At 72.4% G+C, this 26,110-nt stretch carries 24 protein-coding genes; 8 read left to right on the forward strand and 16 right to left on the reverse strand.

The window, feature by feature from the left end; genetic code table 11:
* The first annotated feature begins 41 nt into the window (after positions 1–41).
* Together ABD126_RS12095 and ABD126_RS12100 are read left to right on the forward strand one after the other, a co-directional pair.
* Positions 42–584 carry a PadR family transcriptional regulator gene (locus ABD126_RS12095; RefSeq protein ID WP_337723526.1) on the forward strand — a complete coding sequence of 181 codons (543 nt, stop codon included), beginning with the start codon at positions 42–44 and terminating at the stop codon, positions 582–584.
* A 29-nt stretch (positions 585–613) separates the two neighbouring features.
* The gene (locus tag ABD126_RS12100; RefSeq protein ID WP_343933859.1) at positions 614–1,705 is read left to right on the forward strand and encodes an inositol-3-phosphate synthase; all 1,092 of its coding nucleotides are present in this window, start codon (positions 614–616) and stop codon (positions 1,703–1,705) included.
* 58 nt (positions 1,706–1,763) lie between these two features.
* Here the strand turns inward: ABD126_RS12100 and ABD126_RS12105 are convergent, their stop codons facing one another.
* The 4 genes from ABD126_RS12105 to ABD126_RS12120 form a co-directional block, all read right to left on the reverse strand.
* Positions 1,764–2,489 (reverse strand): SDR family NAD(P)-dependent oxidoreductase, encoded by a 726-nt coding sequence (locus ABD126_RS12105; RefSeq protein WP_343933860.1) that lies wholly within the window; start codon positions 2,487–2,489, stop codon positions 1,764–1,766.
* A gap of 75 nt (positions 2,490–2,564) precedes the next feature.
* Entirely contained in the window at positions 2,565–3,305 is a 741-nt protein-coding gene (locus tag ABD126_RS12110) for a ComF family protein (RefSeq protein ID WP_343933861.1), read from the reverse strand.
* Between the two features lies 1 nt (position 3,306).
* Positions 3,307–4,197, reverse strand: a complete 891-nt coding sequence (locus ABD126_RS12115) for a DNA-processing protein DprA (protein WP_343933862.1) — start codon at positions 4,195–4,197, stop codon at positions 3,307–3,309.
* A gap of 37 nt (positions 4,198–4,234) precedes the next feature.
* On the reverse strand, positions 4,235–4,888 hold the full coding sequence (locus ABD126_RS12120; RefSeq protein WP_343933863.1) for an HAD family hydrolase: 654 nt from the start codon (positions 4,886–4,888) through the stop codon (positions 4,235–4,237).
* A 64-nt stretch (positions 4,889–4,952) separates the two neighbouring features.
* Here ABD126_RS12120 and ABD126_RS12125 point away from each other — a divergent pair, with 64 nt between their 5' ends.
* The 4 genes from ABD126_RS12125 to ABD126_RS12140 all read left to right on the forward strand — a co-directional run bounded on the left by ABD126_RS12125 (position 4,953) and on the right by ABD126_RS12140 (position 11,724).
* On the forward strand, positions 4,953–6,125 hold the full coding sequence (locus ABD126_RS12125) for an MFS transporter (protein ID WP_343933864.1): 1,173 nt from the start codon (positions 4,953–4,955) through the stop codon (positions 6,123–6,125).
* Positions 6,126–6,185: 60 nt separating this feature from the next.
* Complete coding sequence (locus ABD126_RS12130) at positions 6,186–8,237, forward strand: PhoX family protein (protein WP_343933865.1); 2,052 nt, start codon at positions 6,186–6,188, stop codon at positions 8,235–8,237.
* Between the two features lie 159 nt (positions 8,238–8,396).
* Positions 8,397–10,478, forward strand: coding sequence for a PhoX family protein (locus tag ABD126_RS12135; protein ID WP_343933866.1), 2,082 nt, complete (start codon positions 8,397–8,399; stop codon positions 10,476–10,478).
* Positions 10,479–11,052: 574 nt separating this feature from the next.
* Positions 11,053–11,724, forward strand: coding sequence for an SDR family oxidoreductase (locus ABD126_RS12140; protein ID WP_343933867.1), 672 nt, complete (start codon positions 11,053–11,055; stop codon positions 11,722–11,724).
* Here ABD126_RS12140 and ABD126_RS12145 read toward each other — a convergent pair.
* The 5 genes from ABD126_RS12145 to ABD126_RS12165 all read right to left on the reverse strand — a co-directional run bounded on the left by ABD126_RS12145 (position 11,721) and on the right by ABD126_RS12165 (position 17,157).
* Positions 11,721–13,022: an amidohydrolase family protein gene (locus ABD126_RS12145; RefSeq protein WP_343933868.1), complete on the reverse strand. Its 1,302-nt coding sequence runs from the start codon at positions 13,020–13,022 to the stop codon at positions 11,721–11,723. The genes ABD126_RS12140 and ABD126_RS12145 overlap by 4 nt on opposite strands.
* A gap of 107 nt (positions 13,023–13,129) precedes the next feature.
* Entirely contained in the window at positions 13,130–14,302 is a 1,173-nt protein-coding gene (locus ABD126_RS12150) for a sensor histidine kinase (protein ID WP_343933869.1), read from the reverse strand.
* A 272-nt stretch (positions 14,303–14,574) separates the two neighbouring features.
* Complete coding sequence (locus tag ABD126_RS12155; RefSeq protein ID WP_343933870.1) at positions 14,575–15,696, reverse strand: nitric oxide synthase oxygenase; 1,122 nt, start codon at positions 15,694–15,696, stop codon at positions 14,575–14,577.
* 145 nt (positions 15,697–15,841) lie between these two features.
* Complete coding sequence (trmB, locus tag ABD126_RS12160; protein ID WP_343934215.1) at positions 15,842–16,483, reverse strand: tRNA (guanosine(46)-N7)-methyltransferase TrmB; 642 nt, start codon at positions 16,481–16,483, stop codon at positions 15,842–15,844.
* A 92-nt stretch (positions 16,484–16,575) separates the two neighbouring features.
* Positions 16,576–17,157, reverse strand: a complete 582-nt coding sequence (locus ABD126_RS12165; RefSeq protein ID WP_425542791.1) for a hypothetical protein — start codon at positions 17,155–17,157, stop codon at positions 16,576–16,578.
* A gap of 206 nt (positions 17,158–17,363) precedes the next feature.
* On the opposite strand from ABD126_RS12165, the gene ABD126_RS12170 reads away from it, so the two are divergent.
* Positions 17,364–18,599 (forward strand): S8 family serine peptidase, encoded by a 1,236-nt coding sequence (locus tag ABD126_RS12170; protein ID WP_343933872.1) that lies wholly within the window; start codon positions 17,364–17,366, stop codon positions 18,597–18,599.
* A 21-nt stretch (positions 18,600–18,620) separates the two neighbouring features.
* On the opposite strand, the gene ABD126_RS12175 is transcribed toward ABD126_RS12170, so the two are convergent.
* From ABD126_RS12175 to ABD126_RS12205, 7 genes are all read right to left on the reverse strand, one after another.
* Complete coding sequence (locus ABD126_RS12175; RefSeq protein WP_343933873.1) at positions 18,621–19,520, reverse strand: ABC transporter ATP-binding protein; 900 nt, start codon at positions 19,518–19,520, stop codon at positions 18,621–18,623.
* Between the two features lie 136 nt (positions 19,521–19,656).
* Positions 19,657–20,418: a hypothetical protein gene (locus ABD126_RS12180; RefSeq protein ID WP_343933874.1), complete on the reverse strand. Its 762-nt coding sequence runs from the start codon at positions 20,416–20,418 to the stop codon at positions 19,657–19,659.
* A gap of 8 nt (positions 20,419–20,426) precedes the next feature.
* On the reverse strand, positions 20,427–21,341 hold the full coding sequence (locus ABD126_RS12185) for an ABC transporter ATP-binding protein (RefSeq protein WP_343933875.1): 915 nt from the start codon (positions 21,339–21,341) through the stop codon (positions 20,427–20,429).
* 189 nt (positions 21,342–21,530) lie between these two features.
* Positions 21,531–22,178, reverse strand: a complete 648-nt coding sequence (locus ABD126_RS12190; protein WP_343933876.1) for a response regulator — start codon at positions 22,176–22,178, stop codon at positions 21,531–21,533.
* Positions 22,175–23,293, reverse strand: coding sequence for a sensor histidine kinase (locus ABD126_RS12195; RefSeq protein ID WP_343933877.1), 1,119 nt, complete (start codon positions 23,291–23,293; stop codon positions 22,175–22,177). The genes ABD126_RS12190 and ABD126_RS12195 overlap by 4 nt, the downstream gene beginning before the upstream one ends.
* Position 23,294: 1 nt before the next feature.
* A complete protein-coding gene (locus ABD126_RS12200) occupies positions 23,295–24,125 on the reverse strand; it encodes a hypothetical protein (RefSeq protein WP_343933878.1) in 831 nt (276 codons plus the stop codon).
* Between the two features lie 81 nt (positions 24,126–24,206).
* Positions 24,207–25,106: a LysR family transcriptional regulator gene (locus ABD126_RS12205; RefSeq protein WP_343933879.1), complete on the reverse strand. Its 900-nt coding sequence runs from the start codon at positions 25,104–25,106 to the stop codon at positions 24,207–24,209.
* A gap of 70 nt (positions 25,107–25,176) precedes the next feature.
* On the opposite strand from ABD126_RS12205, the gene ABD126_RS12210 reads away from it, so the two are divergent.
* Positions 25,177–26,037, forward strand: coding sequence for a dihydrodipicolinate synthase family protein (locus ABD126_RS12210; protein WP_343933880.1), 861 nt, complete (start codon positions 25,177–25,179; stop codon positions 26,035–26,037).
* Positions 26,038–26,110 lie beyond the last annotated feature (73 nt).

Here is a 26,110-nt window from a genome sequence, read left to right on the forward strand (position 1 = left end):
TGAGTGCACCCATCGGGCAGCTTGGTGCGGGAGGTGATCAAGTGCTGGAGTTCGCCATCCTCGGGCTGCTGCACGAGGCACCCATGCACGGGTACGAGCTGCGCAAGCGCTTGCACGAACTGCTGGGGGCGTTCCGAGCGTTCTCCTACGGAACGCTGTACCCCACGCTGCGCCGCCTGCAACGCGCCGGGTGGATCGTCGAGGAGGCGCCGGAGGAGGCCCGCACCTGGGGTCGTCGTGCGCGCAAGGTCTACAAGCTCACCGCGGAGGGCAAGGAGCGGTTCGCCGACCTGCTGTCCAACGCGGGCCCCCAGACGTGGGACGACGACTCGTTCGGCGTCCACCTGGCGTTCTTCTCCCGCACCCCCGCGGAGATCAGGATGCGGATCCTCGAAGGCCGGCGACGCCGGGTCGAGGAGCGGCGGGAAGGGCTGCGGACGGCTTTATCGGGCGCGAGCGAGCGGATCGACCGCTACACGCGCGAGCTGCACCGCATGGGGTTGGAGAGCACCGAACGCGAGGTGCGGTGGCTCAACGAGCTGATCGCGCACGAGCAGGCCGAACAGCGCGAGCGGGACGAATGACAGACGTAGAACACAAAGGAGGACTCGGCATGGGCGACAACCGCCGCACCGTTCGAGTGGCCATCGTCGGGGTCGGCAACTGCGCGGCGTCGCTGGTGCAGGGCGTCCAGTACTACCGCGACGCGGACCCGGGCACGCGCGTGCCCGGCCTGATGCACGTCCGGTTCGGCGAGTACCACGTCCGCGACGTCGAGTTCGTCGCCGCGTTCGACGTGGACGCCAAGAAGGTCGGCGTCGACCTGTCCGAGGCGATCGTGGCCAGCGAGAACAACACGATCAAGATCGCGGACGTGCCGCCGCTGGGCGTCACCGTGCAGCGCGGACCCACCCTCGACGGCCTCGGGAAGTTCTACCGGGAGACCATCGAGGAGTCCGACGAGGAGCCGGTGGACGTCGTCCAGGCCCTCCGCGACGCCGAGGTCGACGTGCTCGTGTCCTACCTGCCGGTCGGCTCGGAGGAGGCGGACCGCTTCTACGCGCAGGCCGCGATCGACGCGAAGGTGGCGTTCGTCAACGCCCTGCCGGTGTTCATCGCCTCCGACCCGGAGTGGGCGCGCAAGTTCGAGGAGGCCGGCGTCCCGATCGTCGGCGACGACATCAAGTCCCAGGTCGGCGCCACCATCACGCACCGCGTGCTGGCCAAGCTGTTCGAGGACCGGGGCGTCCAGCTCGACCGCACCATGCAGCTCAACGTGGGCGGCAACATGGACTTCCTGAACATGAAGGAGCTGGAGCGGCTGGAGTCCAAGAAGGTCTCCAAGACGCAGGCGGTGACCTCGCAGGTCGACCGCGAGCTGGGCAAGCGGAACGTGCACATCGGCCCGTCGGACTACGTGGCGTGGCTGGACGACCGCAAGTGGGCGTACGTGCGGCTGGAGGGCCGGGCGTTCGGCGACGTGCCGCTGAACCTGGAGTACAAGCTGGAGGTGTGGGACTCGCCGAACTCGGCGGGCATCATCATCGACGCGGTGCGCGCGGCGAAGATCGCCCTCGACCGCGGGGTCGGCGGCCCGATCCTGTCGGCGTCGTCGTACTTCATGAAGTCCCCGCCGGTGCAGTACTCGGACTCCGAGGCGCGGGACGCGGTCGAGGCGTTCATCCGCGGCGACGTGGAGCGCTAGATCGCCTTGTCGACAAACGCCCCTGTGCCCTCGTCGGGCGCAGGGGCGTTTTCGCTGGTCAGCGCTTGGAGAGGCGAAGCGACTGCCAGGAGCCGTCGGCCGTCCAGCCACCGTCCACCGGCAGCGCCACCCCGTTGATGAAGGAACTGCGCTTCGCGTCGGCCAGGAACGACACGGCCTGCGCGATGTCGTCCGGGTAGGCGAACCGGCCGAGCGGCACGTGGTCGGTGATGTCGGTGTCCCCGTAGTGCCCGCCGGCCTGGGACTCGACGTCCATCTCGGTCTTCACCCACCCCGGGCAGACGGCGTTGACCCGGACACCCCGGGCGCCCCACTCGACGGCGAGGGTGCGGGTCATGCCGATCAGGCCGTGCTTGGTGGTGTTGTAGGCGGCCCGGTCGGCCACACCCCGCAACCCGGCGACGGAGGCGATGTTCACCACGGACCCGGAGCCCCGGTCGAGCATCTTCCGCCCCAACGCCCGGGTCAGCAGGAACGGCCCGGTGAGGTTGACCGCGAGCATCCGCTGCCACTGCTCGACCGAGGTGTCCTCGAACGCCCGGATCCCGGCGATGCCCGCGTTGTTGACCAGCACGTCGACCCGTTCGAGCCCGTCCGCCAGCCGCTCGACGTCCTCTTCGGAGGAAACGTCCCCCACCACCCCGCCGGGCGTCTCCCGGAGGTCGAACCCGACAACCCGGAACCCGTCCTCCCGCAACACCTCGGCCACCCGAGCCCCGATCCCCTGAGCAGCCCCGCTCACCACCGCAACCGGTTGATCCATGGGGCGAGGCTAGGTCGGCGGGGCGGGGACGGGCGAGCCCCGCGCTTCGGAACTCGCGCTGAGCACCAGCAGCGCTCACGCCGTCCGGCACAGCACACAGACGTCCCAGCCGAACTGGTGCGTCCGAGCGAACTCCAACACTTCGGCCGCCGTCAGGTCGTCGGCGTCGAGCCGCCGTCCGATCACCAGCCCGGCAACGCGGCGCGCACCTGCCCGTTTGAGCGCGATCGCAGCGGATTGCAGACTCGCCCCGGAGGTCCAGGTGTCGTCCACGAGCAGCACGACCCTCCCCGCCACGGTGGTGTGCACGGTGACCGAGCCCGGGCGGACCGTGAGGTGGTCGTTCCCGCCGGTGGCGGCCATGGTGTCGGCGAACCGGCCGCTGGTGCGCATCACCGTCTTGCCGAGGATCTCCGCGAGCGGGTGCTGCCCGCTCCTCTGCCGTGTGCCCGGCACGATGGTGACCAGATCGAACACCCGCACGCCGACCGCCGTCGCGAGGCATCCCTCGTGGGTCGCGAGGAACACGGCCAAGGTGCTGGCGAGGTTGTACGCGAACTCTTTCCGCACCTGTGGCGAGTCGTTGTACTTGTACCCGCTCAACTCCCGGGTCAGCTGACCTCCGCTGATCGCGAGGGAGATCGGGACCACGACGTCCGCCAGTTCGTCGCCGTACACCTCACGGTGCTTGTTGCACTGGTAGCAGCGGACATAGCCGCTCGTGCCCCGGTGGCACGTGGCACAGATCGACGGTCCGGCCGGCGGTGGCGTCGCGAGGACGTTGCGGTAGCTCTCGCTGCGGCTGACCGACCCCATCTCAGAAGTCGATCAACTCGGGCACCTCGGCGGTCAGGTCGTCGACCACCCCAAGGAGGTGATCCGGGCCCTCCAGGACGGTGGTGTTCGGGCGCTCGGCCATCTCCCTGCCCCAGGTCGTGCCCGTGACCACCTCGGGAAGCAGGAACACGTGCCTGCCGTGCTCCAAGGCCATCCGGGCCTGGATGCGGGCGCCGCTGTGCTCGCCCGCCTCCACGATGACCGTGGCGACGCCACACCCGCTCATCACGGCGTTCCGCATGGGGAAGTGCTGCTTCGCCGGACCGGCGTCCGGCCAGAACTGGGAGATCACCGCTCCTCGACGGGCGATCTCGTCCTGCAGGGCGCGGTTGGCGGCGGGGTAGCAATGCCGAAGGCCCGTGCCCACGACGGCGACAGTGCGCCCTCCGGCGTCCAGCGCGGCCCGGTGCGCGGCCGTGTCGATCCCGGCCGCCAGGCCGCTGAGGACGGTCACCCCGTGACCGACCAGCGCCGTCGCGACCTCGCGGGCGATGTGCAGACCGCGCTGACTGGCTCCGCGGCTCCCGACGACCGCGACGGCGCGGTCGTCACCCGGGCCGAGTCCGCCGCGGATCGTCAGGAACGGGGGGCGCTGGTGGACCATCAGCAATCGGACGGGGTAGCCGGCGTCCAGGAGGGTGACGAGGTCGATGCCCTCGGTGGCCCAGCCGTCTATCTCACGCTCCACCTCGGCCAGTCGTGCCGCGAGGTCGACGTGGGAGTGGTCGAGGGTCGGTTGGTCGGGTGTGAGCAGGTCGTCCAGGACCGCGATCGCGGAGCGCGCGTCCTCGACGGCGTTGGCCACGTCGGCCCACCGCCGCCCGCTCTCCCGGAGGGCGAGCAGGAGTGCGGCCTGTTCGCGTCTCGTCACCTTGACATCCTATCGAACATGCGTTCGAGGCGGCAGATCATTCATCCGGACGTGTCGAGGCTAGTGCACTCGGCAGGTCGGACAGCGCCTGCAACACCGTGACCTCCGCGAGCACCCCCGGGTCGGGCGGGAAGTGCGGGTTGGGGACGGCGTAGACCGTCATGCCGGCGGCCAGGGCGGCGCGCAGGCCGTTGGTGGAGTCCTCCACGGCGGCGCTGCGGCTCGGGTGCACGCCCAGCTTCGACGCCGCCAGGAGGTAGACGTCGGGGGCGGGTTTGCCGGCGCCGGCCTCTTCGCTCGACAGGGCCACCGGGACCACGTCGGCCAAGTCCGTGGCCTCCAGGAATGACCTGATCAGCACGGGTGGCGAGGAACTGGCGATGGCCACCGGGTACCGCGACGCCACCTCCAGCACCACCTCGACCGCGCCCGGCAGCACCGGTGGTCCGGCCTCGTAGCGGGCGGCCATCTCGGCGACGACACCGCGCGCCGCCTCGTCCGGGTTCAGGCGCACGCCGACCGCCTCGACCAGGTAGGACGCCCACTCGGGAGTGCTCATGCCCTGCATGTCGCGGGTCGAGGTGGGCAGCCACGTGCCGCCGTGCCGGGCCGCGAACGCGCGGCGCACCTCGTCCCAGACCGTTTCCGAGTCCACGAGCACGCCGTCGAGGTCGAACACCACCGCATCCACGTCCCCACCGTACTGTGAGGCGACTTACTTAGCTACCCTAAGCAAAAAATTTTAGTATGGCGAAGTGAAATTTTCCGCCCTCTTCCAAGCGCAACCACGCCAGGTCTGGGTCACGGCGTTCGCCGCCGTCATCGCCTTCATGGGCATCGGCCTGGTCGACCCGATCCTGCTGTCCATCGCCGAAGGCCTGCACGCCACGCCGTCGCAGGTCACCCTCCTCTTCTCCTCCTACCTCGGCGTCCAGGTCCTCGCCATGCTGTTCACCGGCGCCGCCTCCGCCCGGTTCGGGGCCAAGCGGACGCTGGTCGCCGGCCTTGCCCTGATCGTCGTCGCCACGCTGCTGTGCGCGCTCGCCGCCGACATCACCCAACTGGTGGCCCTGCGCGCGGTCTGGGGGCTCGGCAACGCCTTCTTCATCGCCACCGCCCTGAGCGTCATCGTCGGCGCGGCGTCCGGCGGCCAGAAGGGCGCGATCCTGCTCTACGAAGCGGCGCTCGGGCTCGGCCTGTCCGTCGGACCCCTGCTGGGCGCGTTGCTCGGCAGCATCTCGTGGCGCGGACCGTTCGTCGGGACGGCCGTGTTGATGGCGGTCGCGTTCGTGCTCTGCGCGACCTTCCTCGCCAAGGACAAGCCCACCCACCGGATCGGCCTGCTCGACCCGCTCAAGGCGTTGCGGCACCCCGGTCTGCTGCGCACCGCGCTCGGCTCGGCCCTCTACACCGGCGCGTTCTTCGCCGTCCTGGCCTGGTCGCCGTTCGTGCTGCACTACAGCGCCGTCGCGATCGGGCTGATCTTCTTCGGCTGGGGCGTGTGCGTCGCCGTGTCCAGCGTCTGGCTGGCGCCCCGGCTCGCCGACCGGTTCGGGGAACGCCGCGCCACCATCGCCGCCGTCCTCGTGTTCGGCGTGCTCATGCTCGTCATGGCCGTGCCGAACAAGCCGCTGCTGGTGGTCGCCGTCATCGTCAGCGGCCTGGTCAGCGGGTTGCTCAACACCCTGTTCACCGGCACCGCGATGAGCATCAGCCCGGCCCCGCGCCCGGTCGCCAGCGCCGGGTACAACTTCCTGCGCTGGCTCGGCGGAGCGCTCGCGGCGACGTTCGTCGGTCACCTGGCGCAGCCGTTCGTGGTCGCGGCGGTGGCGTGCGTGCTGGCCGCCGGGCTGCTGGCCATCGGCCGGACGTCGGACCGCCCGATCACAGCCGAGGACGCGCTGATCGGTGAAGAAGTGGTGGGTTAACAACCGGTGAACGCCGGCCTACGGTCAGTGGACCCGACCTGACCCGTAGGAGCGCAGACCGTGCGACACCTTCCCCTGCTGCCCAACCACTCCCCGGGCCGTGCGGCGGTGACCTGCCGCTACCGCTGCGGCGACGCGTGCTTCCACGACGCCCCCAACACCTCCGCGAACCCGTACTTCGGCGACCTGCTCAGCCGGCGTGCGGCGATCAAGGCGGGCGTCGTGGCGACCGCGCTGGCCGGCGTCCCGGCCGTCGCGTCCGCCGAGTCCGCCGAGTCCGGGTCCGCCGAGTCCGAGTCCGCCGGGCACGAGTCCGCGTCGGCCGAGTCCGGGACCGCCGCGGGCACTCGGCACACCCGCGGCCTGAACTTCACCCCGGTGCAGCCGAACACGCGCGACGAGGTCGTGGTCCCCGAGGGCTACCGGCAGTCCGTCGTCATCCGCTGGGGCGACCCGCTGTTCCCCGACGCGCCCGCGTTCGACTTCGACCACCAGACCGCTGCCGCCCAGTCGCGCCAGTTCGGGTTCAACTGCGACTTCGCCGCCCTCCTCCCGCTGGACGCGCTGGCCCGCACGAACCTCCTGGTCACCAACCACGAGTACACCAGCGAGAGCTTCATGTTCCGCGGCTACGACCCCGCGAACCCCACCCGGGAGCAGGTCGAGATCGCGTGGGCCGCGCACGGCCTGTCCGTGGTCCAGGTCGAGCAGCGGGGTGGCCGCCTGACGCCCGCGTTCTCCCGCTACAACCGCCGCATCACCATGACCACGCCGTTCGAGCTGCGCGGCCCGGCGGCGGGGTCGGACCTGCTCAAGACGTCCGCCGACCCGACCGGCACCAAGGCCCTCGGCACGTTGAACAACTGCGCGGGCGGCGTGACGCCGTGGGGCACGATCCTGTCCGGCGAGGAGAACTTCAACCAGTACTTCGCCAACGGCGGCACCGACCCGCGCCGCACCCGCTACGGCATCCCCGCCGGCGCGACGACCCGCAAGTGGGAGCGGTTCGACAAGCGGTTCGACCTCGCTCAGGAACCCAACGAGGTCAACCGGTTCGGCTGGGTCGTCGAACTCGACCCGAACGACCCGGACTCCACGCCGGTCAAGCACACGGCGCTGGGCCGGTTCAAGCACGAGTGCGCCAACGTCCGCATCGCCCGCGACGGCCGCGTGGTCGCGTACTCCGGTGACGACGAGCGGTTCGAGTACATCTACAAGTTCGTCTCCACCGGCAAGGTCCGGTCGGGCACCAGCAGGTCCGCGCGCCGGCACAACATGACCCTGCTCGACGACGGCACCCTCTACGTCGCGCGGTTCAAGGGCGACAGCGACCCCGCCGAGATCGACGGCACCGGCGCGCTGCCCGCGGACGGCAAGTTCGACGGGCGCGGCGAGTGGATCCCGCTGGCCCGCGGCGACAAGTCCTATGTGGACGGCATGACCGCGGAAGAGGTCTACGTCTTCACGAGGTTGGCGGCGGACAAGGTCGGCGCCACGAAGATGGACCGCCCCGAGGACATCCAGACCCACCCGCACACCGGCACGGTCTACTGCGCGCTGAGCAACAACGTCGACCGCGGCAAGCCCGGCAAGGAAGGCGCGACCGAGCCGAACCCGCGCACGTTCAACAAGCACGGCCAGGTCCTGGAGCTGCGCGAACGCGGCGGGGACGCGCTGTCGCAGCACTTCTCGTGGAACCTGGTGCTGGTGTGCGGCGACCCCGCCGACCCGAGCACGTACTTCGCGGGCTACGACAAGTCCAAGGTGTCGCCGCTCTCCAGCCCGGACAACGTGGCGTTCGACCGGCACGGCAACCTGTGGATCTCCACGGACTCGGCGGGCGCGCTCAACGGGCTCAACGACGGCCTGTACGCGATGCCGCTGCACGGCCCGGAACGCGGTCACCTCAAGGCGTTCCTGACCGTGCCGCGCGGGGCGGAGACGTGCGGACCGGTGATCGGGGACCGCGTGATAACGGTGTGCGTGCAGCACCCGGGCGAGGTGGACGGGGCGTCGGCGGACAACCCGGTGTCGCACTGGCCCGACGGCGGGGACGCGCAGCCGCGTCCGTCCGTCGTAGCGGTGTGGCGCGACGGGTTCATCGGCGACTGACCCGTGCGAGGCCGCACCACCGAACACTGCGTGACCAGCCGGTTCCGGTCGGCAAGGGCTTGAGGTGTTCTCCTCGCGTTCACCTCCACGCCGCCTGGACGAGGACTTGTGAACCTACGTTCGCCCAGGTTCCCACCTGAAGCGATCTCGGAGGTCCGCGTGTCCTCGTCCACCGATCGGGGCCGGCGCCTGCTGCCCCTGCTGCCCAACCACCCCCTCGGGCGGTCGGCGATCACCTGCAAGTACCGCTGCGGCGACGCCTGCGCGCACGAGGCGCCCAACACTTCCGACAACGCCTACTTCGGTGACGTGGTCGGCGACGTCGTCCGCCGGCGCGGCCTGCTCAAGGCCGGCGCGGTGCTCGCCGTCGCGGGCGCGGGCGTCGGGCTGGCCGGCGCGGGCACGGCCGCCGCCGAGCCCGAGGCCGCCGACGTGGAGGCCCAGGGCCGCCGGTGGGGCCGGGACGGGCTGAACTTCGAGCCGGTCGCGCCGAACACCGAGGACCGCGTCGTCACGCCCGAGGGCTACGAGTCGGCCGTCGTGATCCGCTGGGGCGACCCGGTGCTGCCGGGCGCGCCCGCGTTCGACTTCGACAACCAGACCGCCGCTGCGCAGGCCAAGCAGTTCGGGTTCAACAACGACTTCTGCGGCCTGGTCCCGCTGAACCACTGGAACCGCTGGCTCATGGTGTCCAACCACGAGTACACGTCCGAGGAGTTCCTGTTCAAGAACTGGGACTCGAACAACCCGACCAAGGAGCAGACCGAGATCGCGTGGGCCGCGCACGGCCTGTCGGTCGTCGTGGTCGAGCGCGACCACCGCAGCGGCAAGCTGGTCCCGAAGGTGGACAAGCACTTCAACCGCCGCATCACGGTGAAGTCGGAGTTCGAGCTGACCGGTCCGGCCGCCGGCTCGCAGCACCTGAAGACCTCCGCCGACCCGACCGGCACCAAGGTGTTCGGCACGCTGAACAACTGCGCGGGCGGCGTGACGCCGTGGGGCACGATCCTGTCCGGCGAGGAGAACTTCAACCAGTACTTCGCCAACGCGGGCACCGTCACCGACCCGGTGCAGAAGGCGCGGCTCGCGCGCTACGGCATGTCCGGCGGCGCGACGACCCGCAAGTGGGAGCGGTTCGACAAGCGGTTCGACGTGGCGCAGGAGCCCAACGAGCCCAACCGCTTCGGCTGGGTCGTCGAGGTGGACCCGCTCGACCCGACCTCCACCCCGGTCAAGCACACCGCGCTGGGCCGGTTCAAGCACGAGGGCGCGAACGTCATCGTCGCCCGCGACGGCCGCGTGGTCGCGTACATGGGTGACGACGAGCGGTTCGACTACATGTACAAGTTCGTCTCCGACGAGCGGTACAAGCCGGGCAACAGCCGCCACGCCCGCGAGCACAACAAGAAGCTGCTGGACAAGGGCACGCTGTACGTCGCGAAGTTCACCGGCGACAGCCCGGCCGCCGAGATCGACGGCACCGGCAAGCTCCCGGCGGACGGCGAGTTCGACGGCTCGGGCGTGTGGATCCCGCTGGCGTCGGGCGACAAGTCCTTCGTCGAGGGCTTCACCGCCGAGGAGGTCTACATCTTCACCCGCCAGGCCGCGGACAAGGCCGGCGCCACCAAGATGGACCGCCCGGAGGACGTCGAGCCGAACCCGCGCAACCGCCGCGTCTACGCCGCGCTCACGAACAACACCGACCGCGGCAAGGCGGGCAAGGAAGGCGCCACCGAGCCCAACCCGCGCCTGAACAACCGCCACGGCCACGTGCTGGAGCTGGAGGAGCGCCGCGGCGACAACACGGCGACGAGCTTCTCGTGGAAGCTGCTGCTGGTGTGCGGCGACCCGAACGCGGCGGACACGTACTTCGGCGGGTACGACAAGACCCAGGTGTCGCCGATCTCGTGCCCGGACAACGTGGCGTTCGACTCGCAGGGCAACCTGTGGATCTCCACCGACGGCAACGCCCTGAAGTCCAACGACGGCCTCTTCGCCGTGCCGGTGGAGGGCAAGTACCGCGGCCGGGTGAAGCAGTTCCTGACCGTGCCGAAGGGCGCGGAGACCTGCGGCCCGGTCGTGGAGGACGACTTCGTGCTGGTGTCGGTGCAGCACCCGGGCGAGATCGACGGCGCGTCGGCGGCCAACCCGGCGTCCCACTGGCCGGACGGCGGCGCCACCCAGCCGCGCCCGTCCGTGGTGGTGGCGTGGAAGAAGGACAAGGGCCGCATCTGCGGCTGACCCCCAGCGGGCCCGGCCGTGCACCCCACGCCCGGGCCCGCTACCCCACCCGCTCCACCGCGCCGCCACGCTCAGCCAAGCCCCACCGCCCCACCCGCCTCGCCCCCGGCTGCTCGCCTGCCACACACCGCTTCCGCCGCGCCAAGCCCGCCTGCCGCGCCTACCCTGCTCGCCGCCCCCCGCCCCGGCCGCTGCCGCCGCCGCCTGCGTTCCGCCGCCGCCTGCGTTCCGCCGCCGCCTGCGCTCCGCCGCTGCCGCCGCCGCCCGGGCCTGCCGCCGCCCTGCCGCCGCTGCCGCCCGGACCTGCCGCCGGTGCCGCCCGGATCTGCCGCCGCTGCCGCCCGGACCTCGCCCGCCGTGTCATCGCTTCCGCGCGAACCAGGCCGGAATTGTCGGTCCCCCGTGGGAGAATGGAAGCCGGGGGCCGGAGGCCGCGTCGACGTACCGGGAGCGTGTCGGTGGGGCTGTCCGTCGTCACCCCCGCCCAGCGGCCCGACCTGCTCCTGCCCGCCCTCGACCTCGGCGTCTACGTCGAACCCAACGTCTGGGGCGAGCACGACCTAGGGTTCCGGGCATGACCGATCGACCCCTGGCCCTGATCACCGGCGCGTCCCGAGGCATCGGGCTCGCCATCGCGCGCCGCCTCGCCGACACCCACGACCTGCTGCTCGGCGGCCGGGACGAGCAAGCCCTCGCCGAGGCCGGGGTCGGGACGCCGTGGCCCGTCGAGCTGACCGACCACGACAGGCTCGCCGAAGCCGTCGCCGGGCTCGACCGGCTCGACGTCCTCGTCCACAGCGCCGGCATCGCCGAACTCGGTCCGCTGGCCGAGGCGAGCGCCGACACCTGGCGGCGCACCCTCGACCTCAACGTCATCGCCGTCGCCGAGCTGACCCGGCTGACCCTCCCGCTGCTGCGCGCCGCCCGCGGCCACGTCGTGCTGATCAACTCCGGCGCGGGTCGGCAGGCCAACGCGAACTGGGGCGTCTACGCCGCCAGCAAGTTCGCCCTGCACGCCTATGCCGAGGTGCTGCGGGCCGAGGAGACCGACCTGCGGGTCACCACCGTCTACCCCGGCCGCACGGCCACCGACATGCAGCGCGGCGTCCGCAGCCAGGAGGCCGGCGACTACCAGCCGGACCTGTACCTGCGCCCGGAGTCCGTCGCCGACGCCGTGCACACGGCCGTGACAGCGGCGGACGACGCCCACGTCACCGAGATCGTCGTCCGCCCCCGACCGCGCTAGCGCAACCGCTTCGAGACGGCCGCGACACCCGCCTGGGCCGCCCGCCGGTCCACGCGGGTGGTCTCGCCGTCGGCCACGACCTGCTCCCCGGCGACCCACACGTCCTTGACCCGCCGCGTCCCCGACGCCCACACCAGGTTCGCCAGCACCTGGTCGTCCGGCGCGTCCAAGCCGGTCGCGAACGCCGGGTCGTCCACGTCCACGTGCACGAAGTCGCCCCACCGCCCGGCCTCCAGCGCGCCGATGTCCTCGCGCCCCAACGCCGCCGCGCCGCCGCGGGTGGCCAGCAGCAACGCGTCGGCGGCGCGCATGGCGGTCGCGTCGAGCGTGGTCACGCGGGCCAGCAGGGCCGCCAGCCGCGCCTCCTCGAACAGGTCCAGGTCGTCGTTGGACGCCGGCCCGTCCGTGCCCAGGCCCACCGACACGCCCGCGTCCAAGTAGGACCGGATCGGCGCGATGCCGGACGCCAGCTTGGTGTTCGACCCCGGGCAGTGCGCGACGCCGACACCGTGCTTGGCGTAGATCGCGACGTCCTCGGGCGACAGGTGCACCGAGTGCGCCGACAGCACCCGTCCGCCGAGCACGCCCGCCTGCTCCAGCAGCTTCGGCACCGACCCGAACGCCGCCCGCTGGTCGACGTCCTCCTCCGGCGACTCGGCCACGTGGATCTGCAGCAACGCGCCCCGGTCGCGCGCGAGACCGGCGATCTCGCCCAGCGCCTCGGGCGCGATCAGGTACGCCGAGTGCGGCCCGTAGGACAGCTCGATCCGCTCGTGCGGCCCGAACCGGAGCCCGTCGGCGTCGATCCACCGGGTGATCTCGTCGGTCATCGGCCGCCACGGCAGGCCGGGCAGGTCCATGATCGCCGCGCCGAACACCACGCGGGACCCGGCGTCGAGGACGGCCTGGGTCAGCTGGGGGCCGTGGAAGTACATCTCGGAGCTGGTGGTGACGCCGTTGCGCAGCATCTCCACCGCGCCCAGCAGCATGCCCGCGCCGATGTCGGTCGGGGACATCTTCGCCTCGGCCGGCCACATGGCCTCGCGCAGCCACCGCAGCAGCGGCAGGTCGCCGCCCAGGCCGCGCAGCACCACCATCGGGCTGTGCGCGTGCGTGTTGACCAGGCCGGGCATGAGGATGCCGGTCAGCCGGCGCACCTCGCCGTCGAACGGGGACGCGTCGGCGGCCGGGCCGACGTGGGTGATCCGGCCGTCCACGACGTCGACCACCGCGTCCCGCAGCACGGTGCAGGACGGATCGCAGGGCAGGACCACGGGGGCGTGCAGGCGCAACGACATGCCCCGATCCTGCCGCACCGGATCAGCTCCGCACGCCCGAACCGCCCGCACCCGCGCCGAGCCGCCCCGCCCGAGCCGCCGCGCTACCCGCGACCTCTGCTCCCGGGTCACTCGGCGATGGGCAGCGCCGCCCGGACCTCCCAGCCCCCGGCCGGCCGTTGCCCCGCCGCGAACGTGCCGCCCAGCAGCTCGACCCGCTCCCGCATCCCCACCAGCCCGAACCCGCCGGACCCACCGACCGGCGCGGCCTTGGGCGCGCGTCCGTCGTCGGCGACCACCACGTGCACGACCCCGCCGTCCACCGCCACCGACACGTCCACCGCCGTCACGCCCTCGGCGTGCTTGCGCGTGTTGGTCAGCGACTCCTGCACCAGCCGCAGCACCGACCGACCCAGCGACGGCGGCACCTCCGACGGCAGGTCCAGCGACAGCCGCACCGGCTGCCCCGACTGGGCGACCACCTGCCGCACGTCGTCGGCCAGGTCGCTGGTCGCGGCCGGCGCGGCGTCCGTCTCCGACCCGCGCAGCGTGCCGACCAGGCGCCGCATCGCGGTCAGCGCCTCGTTGCCGCTCTGCGCGATGATCGGCAGCACCTCCTGCGCCGCCGCCGGCACCGCCTGCGCGGCCTGGGCGTGCACGACGATCCCGGTCACGTAGTGCGCCACCACGTCGTGCAGCTCGCGGGCCAGCGCCATCCGCTCGGCGTGCTGCGCGGCGGCCACCTCGGCCCGCAGGGTCGTCGCGCGCTCGCGGTCCCGCGCCCGGAAGTACAGGCCGGTGCCGACCGACAGCACGAGCAGGATGGTCCCCGCCAGCACCTGCTGCCAGAACGTGGGCCCCGAGTAGTCGACGTCCGAGTAGTACCGCTCCCAGTACGACGGGCGGAGTGGCTGGGTGAACCCCACCGCGAGGACGAGTGCCACCACGCCGACGAGCACGCGCAGTAGCGGCGCCTGGCGCACCAGGATGGCGATCAGCGCCATCGTCGCCGCGCCCTCGGACAGCGTCGCGCCGCCCACCAGCACGGCCGGACCGGCGGTCTCGTCCACCACGTCCAGCACCAACGACGACGCGAGCAGCGCCGTGGCGGCGCCCAGGGCCGCGTCGAACGGCCGGCGCGGGGACAGCACGGCCAGCGCGCACACCACGGCCGTGCCGGGCAGCTGCCACCAGGACGTCCCGTCGCTCAGGGTCTCGCTGCCGGCGAAGAAGAGCAGCGCACACGCCAGCGGCCACTGGCGCTTGGCCAGGGTGCGCCAGCCGAGGTGAGTGCTCTCCACGGGAGGTCACCGTATGTCCTCACGGCTGATCCCGCGTCCTCCCCCGGTCGGGGAGGGTCGTCATCCGCGGGACTGACCCGAACGCGTGGCGAAATACCCCTGTGGCCGATGTCGGACGACGTGCGCGCGGGTGACTCTGGATGGGCAGGTCGGGGAACGGAGGAACGACATGTTCGCGGTAGTGGCGACGTGGGCCGGTGCGGTGCTGGGGCTGTTGGTGCTGGTCCTGATGGCGATCGCCGGAGTGCTGGTGGATTCGCAGCGGTGAGCCGTCACCCCTCGGCGCGGCGGCGCAGCAGTTCGGCGAGGCGCCCGGGGGAATGCGGTCGGGTGGTTTCCAGGGCCGCGTTGGAGAAGCGCGCGGGGCCGCCGGTGCGGGCCCGGCGGGCGGCGGAGGCCTCCAGGCGGAACGCGGGGCGGTTGGTCGACGCCCGCTGCCGGGAGCGCAGCCACGACAGGCGGTGCAGCGACTCGGCGTGGTGGTCGGTGATGGTGACCTCGGCGAGGTCGAACGAGTGCAGGACGGCCCGGTTCAGCTCGACCACGGCGCGGTCGCGCCACAGGGTGCGCTCGGCGGAGGTGTCCAGGCCCAGGGCTTCGGCGACGGGCCGCGCGGCGCCGTAGCCGCCCTCGTCGGCGAGGCTGCGGGTGCCGACCTCGGAGCCGACGAACCAGGTGTTGAACGGGGCGGCGGGGTAGGTGACGCCGCCGATGCACAGCTTCATGTTGGTGATCAGCGGGACGGCGTGCCAGCGCAGGCCCAGCGAGCCGAACCACGGCAGCTCGGGGTGCTCCAGGCACACCTCGTGCACCACGTCCGGCGGGATGGTGAACAGCTTCGGCCCCTCGTGCGCGGTCTCCACGACCAGCGGCAGCACGTCGAACCGGCCGGGTCGCTCCGGTGGCCGCCACCCCATGCCCCGCACGGCTTCGGTGAACGCGGCGTAGCGCCGGTCGCCGGTGCCGTCGGCGTAACCCGCGTACCGGACGAGCTGCTCGTTCCAGATGCACGGGCCGGGCGCGGTGGGGGTGTCCGGGGCGAACACGGTGACCAGCGGGCGGACCTCGCCGCCGTTGGTGGCCAGCCGCAGGTGCTCCACGCACTCGCCGGCGACGGCGGCGGCGTTGCGGTAGCCGCGCAGGTCGCGGACCTTGAGCCGCCGCCACGGGACGCCGCTGGTGCACCAGCCGCTGTCCCGCAGCGCGATGCGCGTGCCGTAGGACAGCTCGGCGGTGGTGTGGCGGTAGGTGCCGGTCTCGGCGATCTCGTCGCGGACCTCCGCCAGGCGGGGTCCGACGGGTCCGGCCTCGGGGTGGGCGATGTGGAACATGCGGAGGAAGCCCTCCGCCGCGTCGATGTCGAGCGTTATCGGTTCGTTGTCTACGACGGTCACGGGCGGCAACCGTAGTTGCGGAACGACGTCACCCGTCACTGCCAGACGGGGCACACCGGGTGATCAACACAGCCCACCCGATGGGGTGACGAAACGACCGACCGTCGCCGTCTCGACCACTCGATGACGTGGCTTTATGACACGGTCAGGTGGTCTCGATCCGGTCGAACACCAGGTCGTGGCTGACCCGGTCCTCCTCGACCGCCCGCTGCTCGAACTTCGTCACCGGCCGCCACTCCGGCCGCGGCGCCCACCCGTCGTACCGGTTGCGCAGCAGCGGCTCGGCGGAGCAGACCTCCAGCATCTGCTCGGCGTAGTTCTCCCAGTCCGTCGCGAGGTGCAGCGTGCCGCCCGGTTCGAGCCGCGTGGCGACCAGGCGCACGAACTCCGGCTGCACCAGCCGGCGCTTGTGGTGCTTCTTCTTGGGCCACGGGTCGGGGAAGAAGATCCGCACGCCGCTCAGCGTGCCGGGCTCGACGTGGTCGGTGAGCAGGTCCACGGCGTCGCCGCGCAGCACCCGCAGGTTGGTCGCGCCCAGCGCCTCGGCGCGCATCAGCAACTGCGCGAGGCCCGGCTTGTAGACCTCGACGGCGACGTAGTTGAGGTCCGGGGCCGCCGCGACGAGCTGCGCCGTCGTCTCGCCCATGCCGGAACCGATCTCCAGCAGCACGGGGGCGTCGCGCTCGAACCACGCGGCGAAGTCGACGGGACCGGCCGGGAGCGCCTTGACCTCGCGGCCCAAGCGCTCCCAGTGGCGGTCCCACGCGCGCTGCTGCCCGACGGTCATCCGCTCCCCGCGTTGCACGTAGCTGACGACGGAACGGTGGTGCGGCGGGCGCTGGCTGGACGTCACAGGCGCACAGCCTAAGCAGCGACCGGTTACGCGATGTTCTCCAGGTCCTCGATCTGCTCACGCAGCGCGGCCGGCGTGAACGCGATCGGCTGCCGCGTCCCGGGTCCCCGGTGCGCCGGCAGGAGGTCCACCCAGCCGGGGTGCCGGTCGGTGAACTGCACGGTCGTCGGTTCGGCGGGCCCGTAGACGCCGCTCTCGGAGGGCACGAACTCCCAGTAGCCGACCTCGCCGTCGGCGGCCCACGGCACGAAGACCCAGCCCGGCCGGTCGGCGAGCAGGTCGGTCACCTCGTCCTCGACCGCGAAGCCCGCCGCCCGCGAGGGCAGCTTGCCGCGGGCCAGCGCCCGCAGCCACCACGGGGCCGGGGCGTCCGCGCCCACGGCCCGGAACAACGCCAGCACCTGCTGCTCGTCGGCCCGGTGCAGCCACGCCCGGCGGGTCTGCGCCGGCGTCGTGGCGATCCCGACACCGCCCGCGGGTTCGACCGCGTGCGACCATTCCAGTGCCATCATCGGTTCGACGCGAAGGGCGTGGTCGCGTTGCCGTGGCAGGTTCGTCGACCCGGTAGCCGACGAGTCGGCGTTCAGGTCTGGATCAAGCACCGTCACGGGTTCACCTCCGGAGGGTTCCTTGACGGGGGGTATCGGAATTCGCGTGCGGACGATCGCCGCCTCGCGATTCCCTGCTTTCCATCTGACCGGGTCCACGCGTTCTTGTCATGGTGCTGTGCCGGAGTTCACGGGCTCTTAACGAACCCCTTACTCCGATTGCCGGGTGGAACTCCGTTGAAACATCCGAGACATGGAATAGCGTTGTGATCTCGACCACAGGGGGAATTCCGGGGATGCTCCGCCGGGCGTTGCTCGTCGCGCTCCTGATCGGGCTGTGCGCCCCGCCGCCGGCGCACGCGCAGACGATCCGCGACCAACAGTGGCACTTGGACGCGCTGGCCGTGCCGAAGGCGCACGAGTACTCCCGCGGCCGGGGCGTCGTCGTGGCCGTCGTGGACTCGGGCGTGGACGTCACCGCCCCCGACCTGGCCGGCGGCGCCGTGCTGCCGGGCGCCGGGTTCGGCTCCGCGACCGGCACCGGCGGCACCGAGGACACCGACGGCCACGGCACCGCGATGGCCGCCCTGATCGCCGGCCGCGGCGTCGACGGCGGCGCGCAGGGCGTCGCGCCGGAGGCCACGATCCTGCCGGTGTCGGTGGGCTCGGACGGCGCGAAGTTCACCACCACGGCGGTCGCCGAGGGCATCACCTGGGCCGTCGACCAGGGCGCGGACGTGGTCAACCTGTCCCTGACCTCCGAGGCCACCCTCACCCCCGACCTGCTGCGGGCCGTGAACCACGCGTTCGACCACGACGTCGTGGTGGTCGCGGGCACCGGCAACGACGGCGTCGAGCGCATCGGCGCGCCCGCCAACATCCGCGGCGTGCTGGCCGTCGCCGGCACCGAGCGCGACCTGGTGCCGTGGGGCTCGTCCAACACCGGCCCGGAGACGGTGCTGGCCGCGCCCGCGAAGGGGATCGTGTCCGCGGTGCCGAGGTCCGTCGTGGACACCGGGTACGCCGAGATGGACGGCACGTCCGCCGCGACCGCCCTGGTGTCCGGCGCGGCGGCCCTGGTCCGCGCCACCTACCCGGACATGAACGCCGCCAGCGTGGTGAACCGCCTGATCACGACCGCGACCGACGCCGGCGTGCCGGGCCGCGACGACACCACCGGCTTCGGCCAGGTCGACCCGGTCGCGGCGATCACCGCCGACGTCGCCGACGTGCAGCGCAACCCGCTGTCCCCGCCGCCGCGCACCACCGCCGAGCCCGTGCCGACGTCGTCCGAGCCGCGCGCCGAACGCGCCGTCAACGGGCCCGCCTGGGGCGACGGGGCCCGCGCCGGGATCGTCCTCGGCGGCTTGCTGGCCGTTCTCGTCGGCGTCGCCGTCGCCGGTGCGCTGTTGTCCCGGACGCGCCGGCCGGACCCGCCGCCGCCGGTCCACCGGGAAATTCCACCGCCCCCGGAAGAATTCTGGAAACGCACGCAGTGGTGAACCGGTCGGTGAATTCGGCCGCTACTCCTGTGCCTGGTACTCGACGGATTCCTTGGTCAGCTGGATGAACGCCTCCTCCAGCGAACCGCGCTGGGGGCTCAGCTCGTGCAGCGTGATGCCGTTGAGCGCGGCCAGCTCGCCGATGCGCGCCGACTCCAGGCCGTGGACGACCAGCGAGCCGTCCCCGTCGGTGACCCGCGCCTCGCGGGGCAGCAGCTCGCGCAACCGGTCCAGGTGCGGCGAGCGGACGCGCACGGCGTCCTCGGTGGCGTCCTTGATGAACTGCTCGGTGCTGGTCTGGGCGATCAGCCGGCCGCGCCCGATGACGATCAGGTCCTGGGCGGTCTGCGCCATCTCCGACAGCAGGTGGCTGGACACGAACACGGTCCGCCCCTGGTCGGCCAGCCGGTGCATGAACTGCCGGATCCACTGGATGCCCTCGGGGTCCAGGCCGTTGACCGGTTCGTCGAACAGCAGCACCTTGGGGTCGCCCAGCAGCGCGCCCGCGATGCCCAGCCGCTGCGACATGCCCAGCGAGAACCCGCCGGCGCGGCGCTTGGCCACCTGGGTCAGGCCGACGAGTTCGAGCACCTCGTCCACGCGCCGCGCGGGGATGCCGTTGGACTTCGCGAGCCACAGCAGGTGCGCCCGCGCGGACCTGTTGGGGTGCACCCACTTCGCGTCGAGCAGGGCGCCGACGGTGCCCAGCGGGCGGTGCAGCTCGTGGTAGGTCCTGCCGTCGATGAGGACCTTGCCGCGGGTCGGGCGGTCGAGCCCGAGGATCATCCGCATGGTCGTGGACTTGCCCGCGCCGTTGGGGCCGAGGAACCCGGTGACCCGGCCGGCCCCGACGGTGAACGACAGGTCGTCCACCGCGACGGTGCGCCCGTAGTGCTTGGTGAGTCCGGTCGCTTCGATCATGACAGCTCCTGTCCGATCCGTGAGGCGAACCTAAACGACGGAGGTCCGGGCCACCTCCCCGAAAGGCGACCCGGACCTCCCCCTTCCCCCGTTCCCGCCCGGCCGGCCCCGATTCCGCCCGGACGGGGTACCACGACTAGGCGTCCCGGCGCTTCGCGACCACGAGGGACACGATGAAGAACGCCAGCGCGATGGCCGCGAAGTAGGCCAGCGACCCCCACGGCGACAGCTCGCCCGGCACCGGCGGCCCCGCGTTCTCCGGGATGCCGCTGCCGTCCGACTCGCCCAGCACGAACTTGTTGGCCACGGTGAACGGCAGCCACTTCTGGATGTCGTCGCCGATCTTGGGGATCAGCGTGACCAGGTTCTCCACCAGCAGCGCGAACACCAGGATGATCGACACCGCGCCGGCGGTCTGGCGGACCAGCGTGCCCACGCCCAGCGCGAGCAGCGAGCCGGCCGCGAAGACCAGCGAGATGCCCAGGACGTGCCGCCAGTCGTTCGCGCTCTCCAGCGCGAGCTGCGAGTGGTCGGACACGATCAGCCAGCTCAGCCCCCAGGAGCCGAACCCGACCAGCAGGCCGACCGCGGCGGACAGCAACGCCACCACGACGCCCTTGGCCACCAGCGGCGAGACCCGGTCGGGCACCGCCTGGAACGTCGCCTTGATCGTCCCGAACCGGTACTCGGTGGTGATCGCCAGCGCGGCCATCACCATGATCACCATCAGGCCGAACTGGTACATGAACGCCGAGGCGACCACCGGCATCGCGCCCTCGGTCGAGTTCGCCGCGATGATCGCGGTGAAGCCGATCGACAGCCCCAGGGCCAGGAGCATGCACCACCACGGCGAGCGGGTGGTGAACAGCTTGATCCGTTCGACAGCGAGCAGAGTCATCTCGGTCGTCACTTCCCCGTCTCGGCCGCGTGGTACTCGACAGAATCACCGGTGAGCTGCATGAACGCCTCTTCCAGCGAACCCCGCTGCGGGCTCAGCTCGTGCAGCACCACGCCGGCGGACGCCGCGATGTCACCCACCTGGTCACTGGTCGCACCCGACACGGTGAGCGCGCCGTCCTCGCCCTCGCGGACGGTGAACCCCTTGTCCAGCAGCATCGCGCCGAGCTTGTCGGCGTGCGGGCTGCGCACCCGCACCGTGTTCTCCGTCGAGCGCTCCACGAACTCCGTGGTGGTCGACTGCGAGATCAGCTTGCCCCGGCCGATCACGACCAGGTCGGACGCGGTGAGCGCCATCTCCGACAGCAGGTGGCTCGACACCAGCACGGTGCGGCCCTCGGCGGCCAGGCCCTGCATGAACTGGCGGATCCAGAGGATGCCCTCCGGGTCCAGGCCGTTGACCGGTTCGTCGAACAGCAGCACCTTCGGGTCGCCCAGCAGCGCGCCCGCGATGCCCAGCCGCTGCGACATGCCCAGCGAGAACCCGCCGGCGCGCCGCTTGGCCACCTTGGTCAGGCCGACCAGGTCCAGCACCTCGTCCACCCGCCGCGAGGGCAGGCCGTTGGACTTGGCGAGCCACTCCAGGTGCGCGCGGGCGGACCGGTTGGGGTGCACCCACTTGGCGTCCAGCAGCGCGCCGACGGTCCGCAGTGGACGGTCGAGCTGCGTGTAGGGCTTGCCGTCGATGAGCACCTTGCCCGACGTCGGCCGGTCGAGGCCGAGGATCATCCGCATGGTGGTGGACTTGCCCGCGCCGTTGGGCCCGAGGAACCCGGTGACGCGACCCGGCGCGACGGTGAACGACAGGTTGTCCACCGCCACCGTGTTCCCGTAGCGCTTGGTGAGGCCGATCGCCTCGATCATGGTTTCTCCCCTGGACGGCACATCCCCCGGTCTCGGCGAGAACTCTGCCCGGTCCGGGGGGTCGACCACATCGGTCTGTAGTTGACTCGTGGGTGCGACTTCAGTCTTATCGTGGCCGCTACCTCGGTTGTAGTAATCCGTGATCACCCTGAGTGCTTCCCTGAGTCGGCACCCGGGTGGTCCTCGGGGCTAGGGCTTCACCAGGCCGTGCTGGTAGGCCAGGGCCACCAGTTGGGCGCGGTCGCGGGCGCCCAGCTTGGCCAGGGCCCGGCTGATGTGGGTCTTGGTGGTGGCCGGGCTGATCACCAGCTCCCGGGTGATCTCCTCGTTGCTCAACCCCTGCGCGGCCAGGGCGACGACCTCGCGCTCGCGGGCCGTGAGCTGGGCGAACGCGTCGTGGTCGACCGCGGACCGCGGCGCGCCGCGGGACAGCAGGCGTTTGGTCAGGCCGGGCGACAGGAGTTCCTCGCCGCCCGCCACCACCCGGATGCCGTGCAGCAGCTGGGCCGGGTCGGTGTTCTTCAGCAGGAACCCGCTGGCTCCCGCCGTGAGACCCGCCACCACGTAGTCGTCCTCGTCGAACGTGGTGAGGACCAGGACCCGCACCCCGCTGGACGCCGGGTCCGCGGCGATGCGCCGGATGCCCTCCAGGCCGTCCACGCCGGGCATCTGGATGTCCATGAGCACCACGTCGGGCTTCAGCTGCGCGGCCAGCGCCGCCGCCGTGCCGCCGTCCGCCGCCTCGCCGACCACCGTCATGTCCGGTTCGCTGTCCACCAGCACCCGGAAGCCGCCCCGCACCAGCGCCTGGTCGTCGGCGATGAGCACCCTGATCACGCGTCCCCCTCCACCGGCAGCACGCAGCGGACCTCGAAACCGCCCTCGACCGGGCCGGCGGTGAGGGCGCCACCGAGGGCGTGGGCCCGCGCGGTCATGCCCTCGATGCCGTGGCCGGTGCCGGTGCCCGCGCCGGTCCCGTTGTCCCGGACCACCACTTCCAGCTCGGACGCACGATAGGTCAACTCCAGCCGGACCCGCGTGGCGCGGGCGTGGCGGCGGACGTTGGTCAGGGACTCCTGGATGATCCGGAACGCGGCCAGGTCCACGGCCAGCGGCAGGGGCCTCGGGTCGTCCGTCGTCAGCTCCACCGAGACGCCCGGCACGTCCAGCAGCTTGTCCAGGTGCTTCAAGCCGCCGGACGCGGTCAGCGTGCGGGTTTCGTCGGAACGCATCACGCCCAGCAGCACGCGCACCTCGGCCAGGCCGTCGTCGCTGATCCGCTTGATCGCGTTCAACGCCGCCACGACCTGCTCCGGCCGGCGTTCCATGACGTGCACGGCCACGCCGGCCTGCACGCTGATCGCGGCCATCGTGTGCCCGAAGACGTCGTGCAGCTCGCGGGCGATCACCAGGCGTTCCTCGGCGGCCTGCGCCTTGGCCTGGTCGGACCTGGCCTGCGCGATGCGTTCGGCCCGCTCCCGGGCGCCGGCCGCGAAGGCGCGGTGGGAGAACACCGCCGCGCCCAGGGCGGTCGCCGCCGCCTCCAGCGGGATCGCGTTGAGGACCTGGTCGGAGAACCACTGGCCGCCCAGGGTGAAGCGGACGGTGAGGACCGTGACCGCCGCCGTGGCGACGCCGCCGAGCACCCCGGCCTTCCAGCCCCGGTGGGCCGCGAGGGTGTAGCAGGCGATCAGGGCGGACGCGGTGACCAGCCGGCCGTGGTAGTCGAACGCGAACCACAGGGCGGTCACCGCGTTGGCCGCCACCAACGTCAGCACCGGCGCCCGGCGGCGCACCGCCAGGGCCGCGGCGAGCGCCACCGCCAGCCCGATCGCGCCCCAGCCGGTGGACCCGGCCGGTCCCGGCGGCCCCACCTCCAGCAGGCTCGTCCCGAGCACGAGGACGGCGAGCCCACCGCCCAGCGCGACGTCGGCCAGTGGCACTCGCGACACGTCAGCCCCCCACCCTCACCAGCGCACGCATCCCGTCCGCCGCGAACATCCTGCCCGTCCGGGTGTCGGTGACCCACGTGACCAGCGCGTACGGGCCGGCGGGGAGGTCGGCGTCGAGCACCGCGGACCGGCCGGGCGACAGCGGCACCACGCCGGTCGGCCCGCCGGTGAACGGCGCGGGCCCGGTGCCGCGGAAGAACGCCCCGAGGTCGGCGTCGGTCGTGCCGGGCCGGACGGGCATCAGCATCGCCTCGTTGACGTGCGGCGACAGGTTGACCACCCGCACCGACCCGCTGATCGCGGCGGGCGCGACGAACCGCCCGTCCAGCACCACCACGACCTGGTCCGCCGGCCCGTGCCCACCCCCGGGACCGGGCACGACCCGCACCGGCCGGACGCGGTCGGCGAGGTCGGGCAGCCCGACGTCCCGGAAGTCGACCAGCAGGTAGTCGCCCGGCGACACCCGGACCGTCACGGCGGCCGGGGTCCGGGCCACCGCCACCCCGCCCAGCATCTCGGCGTCCTTCGCGACGGCCCTGCCGCCCTCGACGGGTTCGGGTCCCATCGCCCGGGTCAGGTCGGCGAGGTACCGCTCGCGCGAGACCCCGGCCCGGAGCCGGACCAGGCCCAGCCACGCCCCGGCCGGATCGCTCGTCGACACGGAGAACGTCACCGCGCCCGCGCTGATCGTGCTCGGCGCGTCGAACCCGCCAACCCCGACCGCGATGTCCACCCGCTGCCCTTCATGGGCCTGCCGTTCATGAGCCACGGCCTGCACGGGCGCCACCGCCACACCGGCCGCCGCCACCACCGCCACAACGAATCGCTTCATGCCGGGAACCCTGCTCGGCCACCCCCGGTCGCCGCGTCAGCCCGGCGCCGACACCACGGGCGTACCGCCGGGGGCCGACGCCTACCGCCCGGGTTGTACGCGGTCCAGCGGGGTCTGGCGCAGCGCGGTGACGCAGGCGGCGATCGCCGGGTGCCCGCCCCCGCCCCGGCGGTAGGCGATGGCGGTCCGGCGGCACACGTCCAGCGGCACCAGCCGCACACCCGCAAACGGTTGCGCGGCACCCAGCTCGGGCACCAGCGCCACCCCCTGACCGGCCGCGACCAGCGCCAACACCGCCGTGAAGTCGTCCACGTGGTGCCGCACGCGCGGGGTGAAGCCGTGCGCCTCGCACACCCGGGTCGCCACCGTGTGGCACAGCGTCCCCGGCGTGCCCGCCACCCACGCCGCCTCGCGCGCCGACGCCACCGGCGCGTCCCCGGTCTCGAACGACGCGGGCACCGCCAGGAACACCGTCTCGTCCAGCAGCGGCACGGAGTCCAGGCCGGGGTCCGGCGCGACCGGCGCGATGTCGTAGTCGTGCACCAGCGCCACGTCCAGCCGGCCGTCGCGCAGCGCGTCGGGCATCTCGACCGGGTCCAGCTCGCTCACCATGAGGTCCAGCGCCGGGTGGTCGCGGGCCAGCGCCACCAGCGCGGCCGGCAGCAGGGTGCGCACGGCGGTCGGGAACGCGCCGATCCGGACGGTGCCGGACACGCCCGCGCGGGCCGCCTCCAGGGTCGCCGACGCCGCCTCCAGCGTCGCGAGGATCGACTCGGTGTGCCGGACCAGCTCCGTCCCGGCGGGGGTGAGGGTGACCCGGCGGCCGGTGTGCTCCAGCAGCGGCACGCCCGCTTCGCGTTGCAGCGCCGCCAATTGCTGGGAGACTGCCGAGGGTGTGTAGGCATGAGCTTGAGCGACCGCCGCGATCGTGCCCAGGTGGGCGAGGTCGCGGAGCAGACGCAGGCGGCGGACGTCGAGCATCAGTCCAGCTTACGTTTTCGTTGAGGAACGCGAACTGGTGCTTCACGTTCCCGGACCGCATCCTGGCACCATGCTGACCGGCCTGTTCGTCCCGCTGATCACCCCGTTCGACCGCGAGGACCGCGTGGCCCTCGACGCGGTGGAAGCCCTGGCCGACCAGGTGCTGGCCGACGGGGCGACCGGCCTGGTCGCGCTCGGCACCACCGGCGAGCCCGGCGCGCTCACCCCCGCCGAGCAGCGGGCCGTGCTCAACCTGACCGCCCGGGTCTGCCACGAGCGCGGCGCGCAGCTGCTCATCGGCGCGAACTCGCCCGAGGCGCTGCGCGACGCCGCCGGCCGGGGCGCGACCGCCGCGCTGACCCTGGTCCCGCCGTTCCTGCGGCCGGGCGAGGAGGGCGTGGTCGCCTACTTCACCAAGGTCGCCGCCGAGAGCCCGGTGCCCCTGGTCGTCTACGACATCCCCTACCGCACCGGCCAGCACCTGTCGGCCGCGACGCTGCGCCGGCTCGCCGCGCTGCCGAACGTCATCGGCGTCAAGCACGCGCCCGGCGGCGTCACCGACGACACCGTGGACCTGCTCGCCGACCCGCCCGCCGGCTTCGCGGTGCTCGGCGGCGAGGACGCGTTCCTCTCGCCGCTGCTCGCGCTCGGCGGCCACGGCGGCATCCTGGCCTCCGCGCACGTCGCGACCAGCCGGTTCGTCGAGCTGATCGAGGCGTGGGAGAAGGGCGACCTGACGGCCGTCCGCGCGCTCACCGGACCGCTCGGCGCGTTGTCGCGGGCGCTGTTCGCCGAGCCGAACCCGACCGTGATCAAGGGCGTCCTGCACGCGCAGGGCCGCATCCCGACCGCGGAGGTCCGCCTGCCGTTGCTGCCCGCGAGCGCCGCGCACGTCGAGGAGGCCGTGCGCCGGGCTACCGCCCTGGGCTGACGCCGTACCGCCGTGGTCGCAGGCCCGGGATTACCGTCCCGGGCCGACGCTTCCGGAGCCCGCTGACCAGCAG

It is taken from the genome of Saccharothrix mutabilis subsp. mutabilis (genome assembly GCF_039521145.1).
Taxonomy (GTDB): domain Bacteria; phylum Actinomycetota; class Actinomycetes; order Mycobacteriales; family Pseudonocardiaceae; genus Actinosynnema; species Actinosynnema mutabilis.

Bases quoted from the DNA above. Each gene is read 5' to 3' on its own strand.
- ABD126_RS12100 (WP_343933859.1), top strand. From the start codon at position 614: ATGGGCGACAACCGCCGCACCGTTCGAGTGGCCATCGTCGGGGTCGGC.
- ABD126_RS12105 (WP_343933860.1), bottom strand. From the start codon at position 2,489: ATGGATCAACCGGTTGCGGTGGTGAGCGGGGCTGCTCAGGGGATCGGG.
- ABD126_RS12110 (WP_343933861.1), bottom strand. From the start codon at position 3,305: ATGGGGTCGGTCAGCCGCAGCGAGAGCTACCGCAACGTCCTCGCGACG.
- ABD126_RS12140 (WP_343933867.1), top strand. From the start codon at position 11,053: ATGACCGATCGACCCCTGGCCCTGATCACCGGCGCGTCCCGAGGCATC.
- ABD126_RS12145 (WP_343933868.1), bottom strand. From the start codon at position 13,022: ATGTCGTTGCGCCTGCACGCCCCCGTGGTCCTGCCCTGCGATCCGTCC.
- trmB (WP_343934215.1), bottom strand. From the start codon at position 16,483: ATGACCGTCGGGCAGCAGCGCGCGTGGGACCGCCACTGGGAGCGCTTG.
- ABD126_RS12175 (WP_343933873.1), bottom strand. From the start codon at position 19,520: ATGATCGAAGCGACCGGACTCACCAAGCACTACGGGCGCACCGTCGCG.
- ABD126_RS12180 (WP_343933874.1), bottom strand. From the start codon at position 20,418: ATGACTCTGCTCGCTGTCGAACGGATCAAGCTGTTCACCACCCGCTCG.
- ABD126_RS12185 (WP_343933875.1), bottom strand. From the start codon at position 21,341: ATGATCGAGGCGATCGGCCTCACCAAGCGCTACGGGAACACGGTGGCG.
- ABD126_RS12200 (WP_343933878.1), bottom strand. From the start codon at position 24,125: ATGAAGCGATTCGTTGTGGCGGTGGTGGCGGCGGCCGGTGTGGCGGTG.
- ABD126_RS12205 (WP_343933879.1), bottom strand. From the start codon at position 25,106: ATGCTCGACGTCCGCCGCCTGCGTCTGCTCCGCGACCTCGCCCACCTG.
- ABD126_RS12210 (WP_343933880.1), top strand. From the start codon at position 25,177: ATGCTGACCGGCCTGTTCGTCCCGCTGATCACCCCGTTCGACCGCGAG.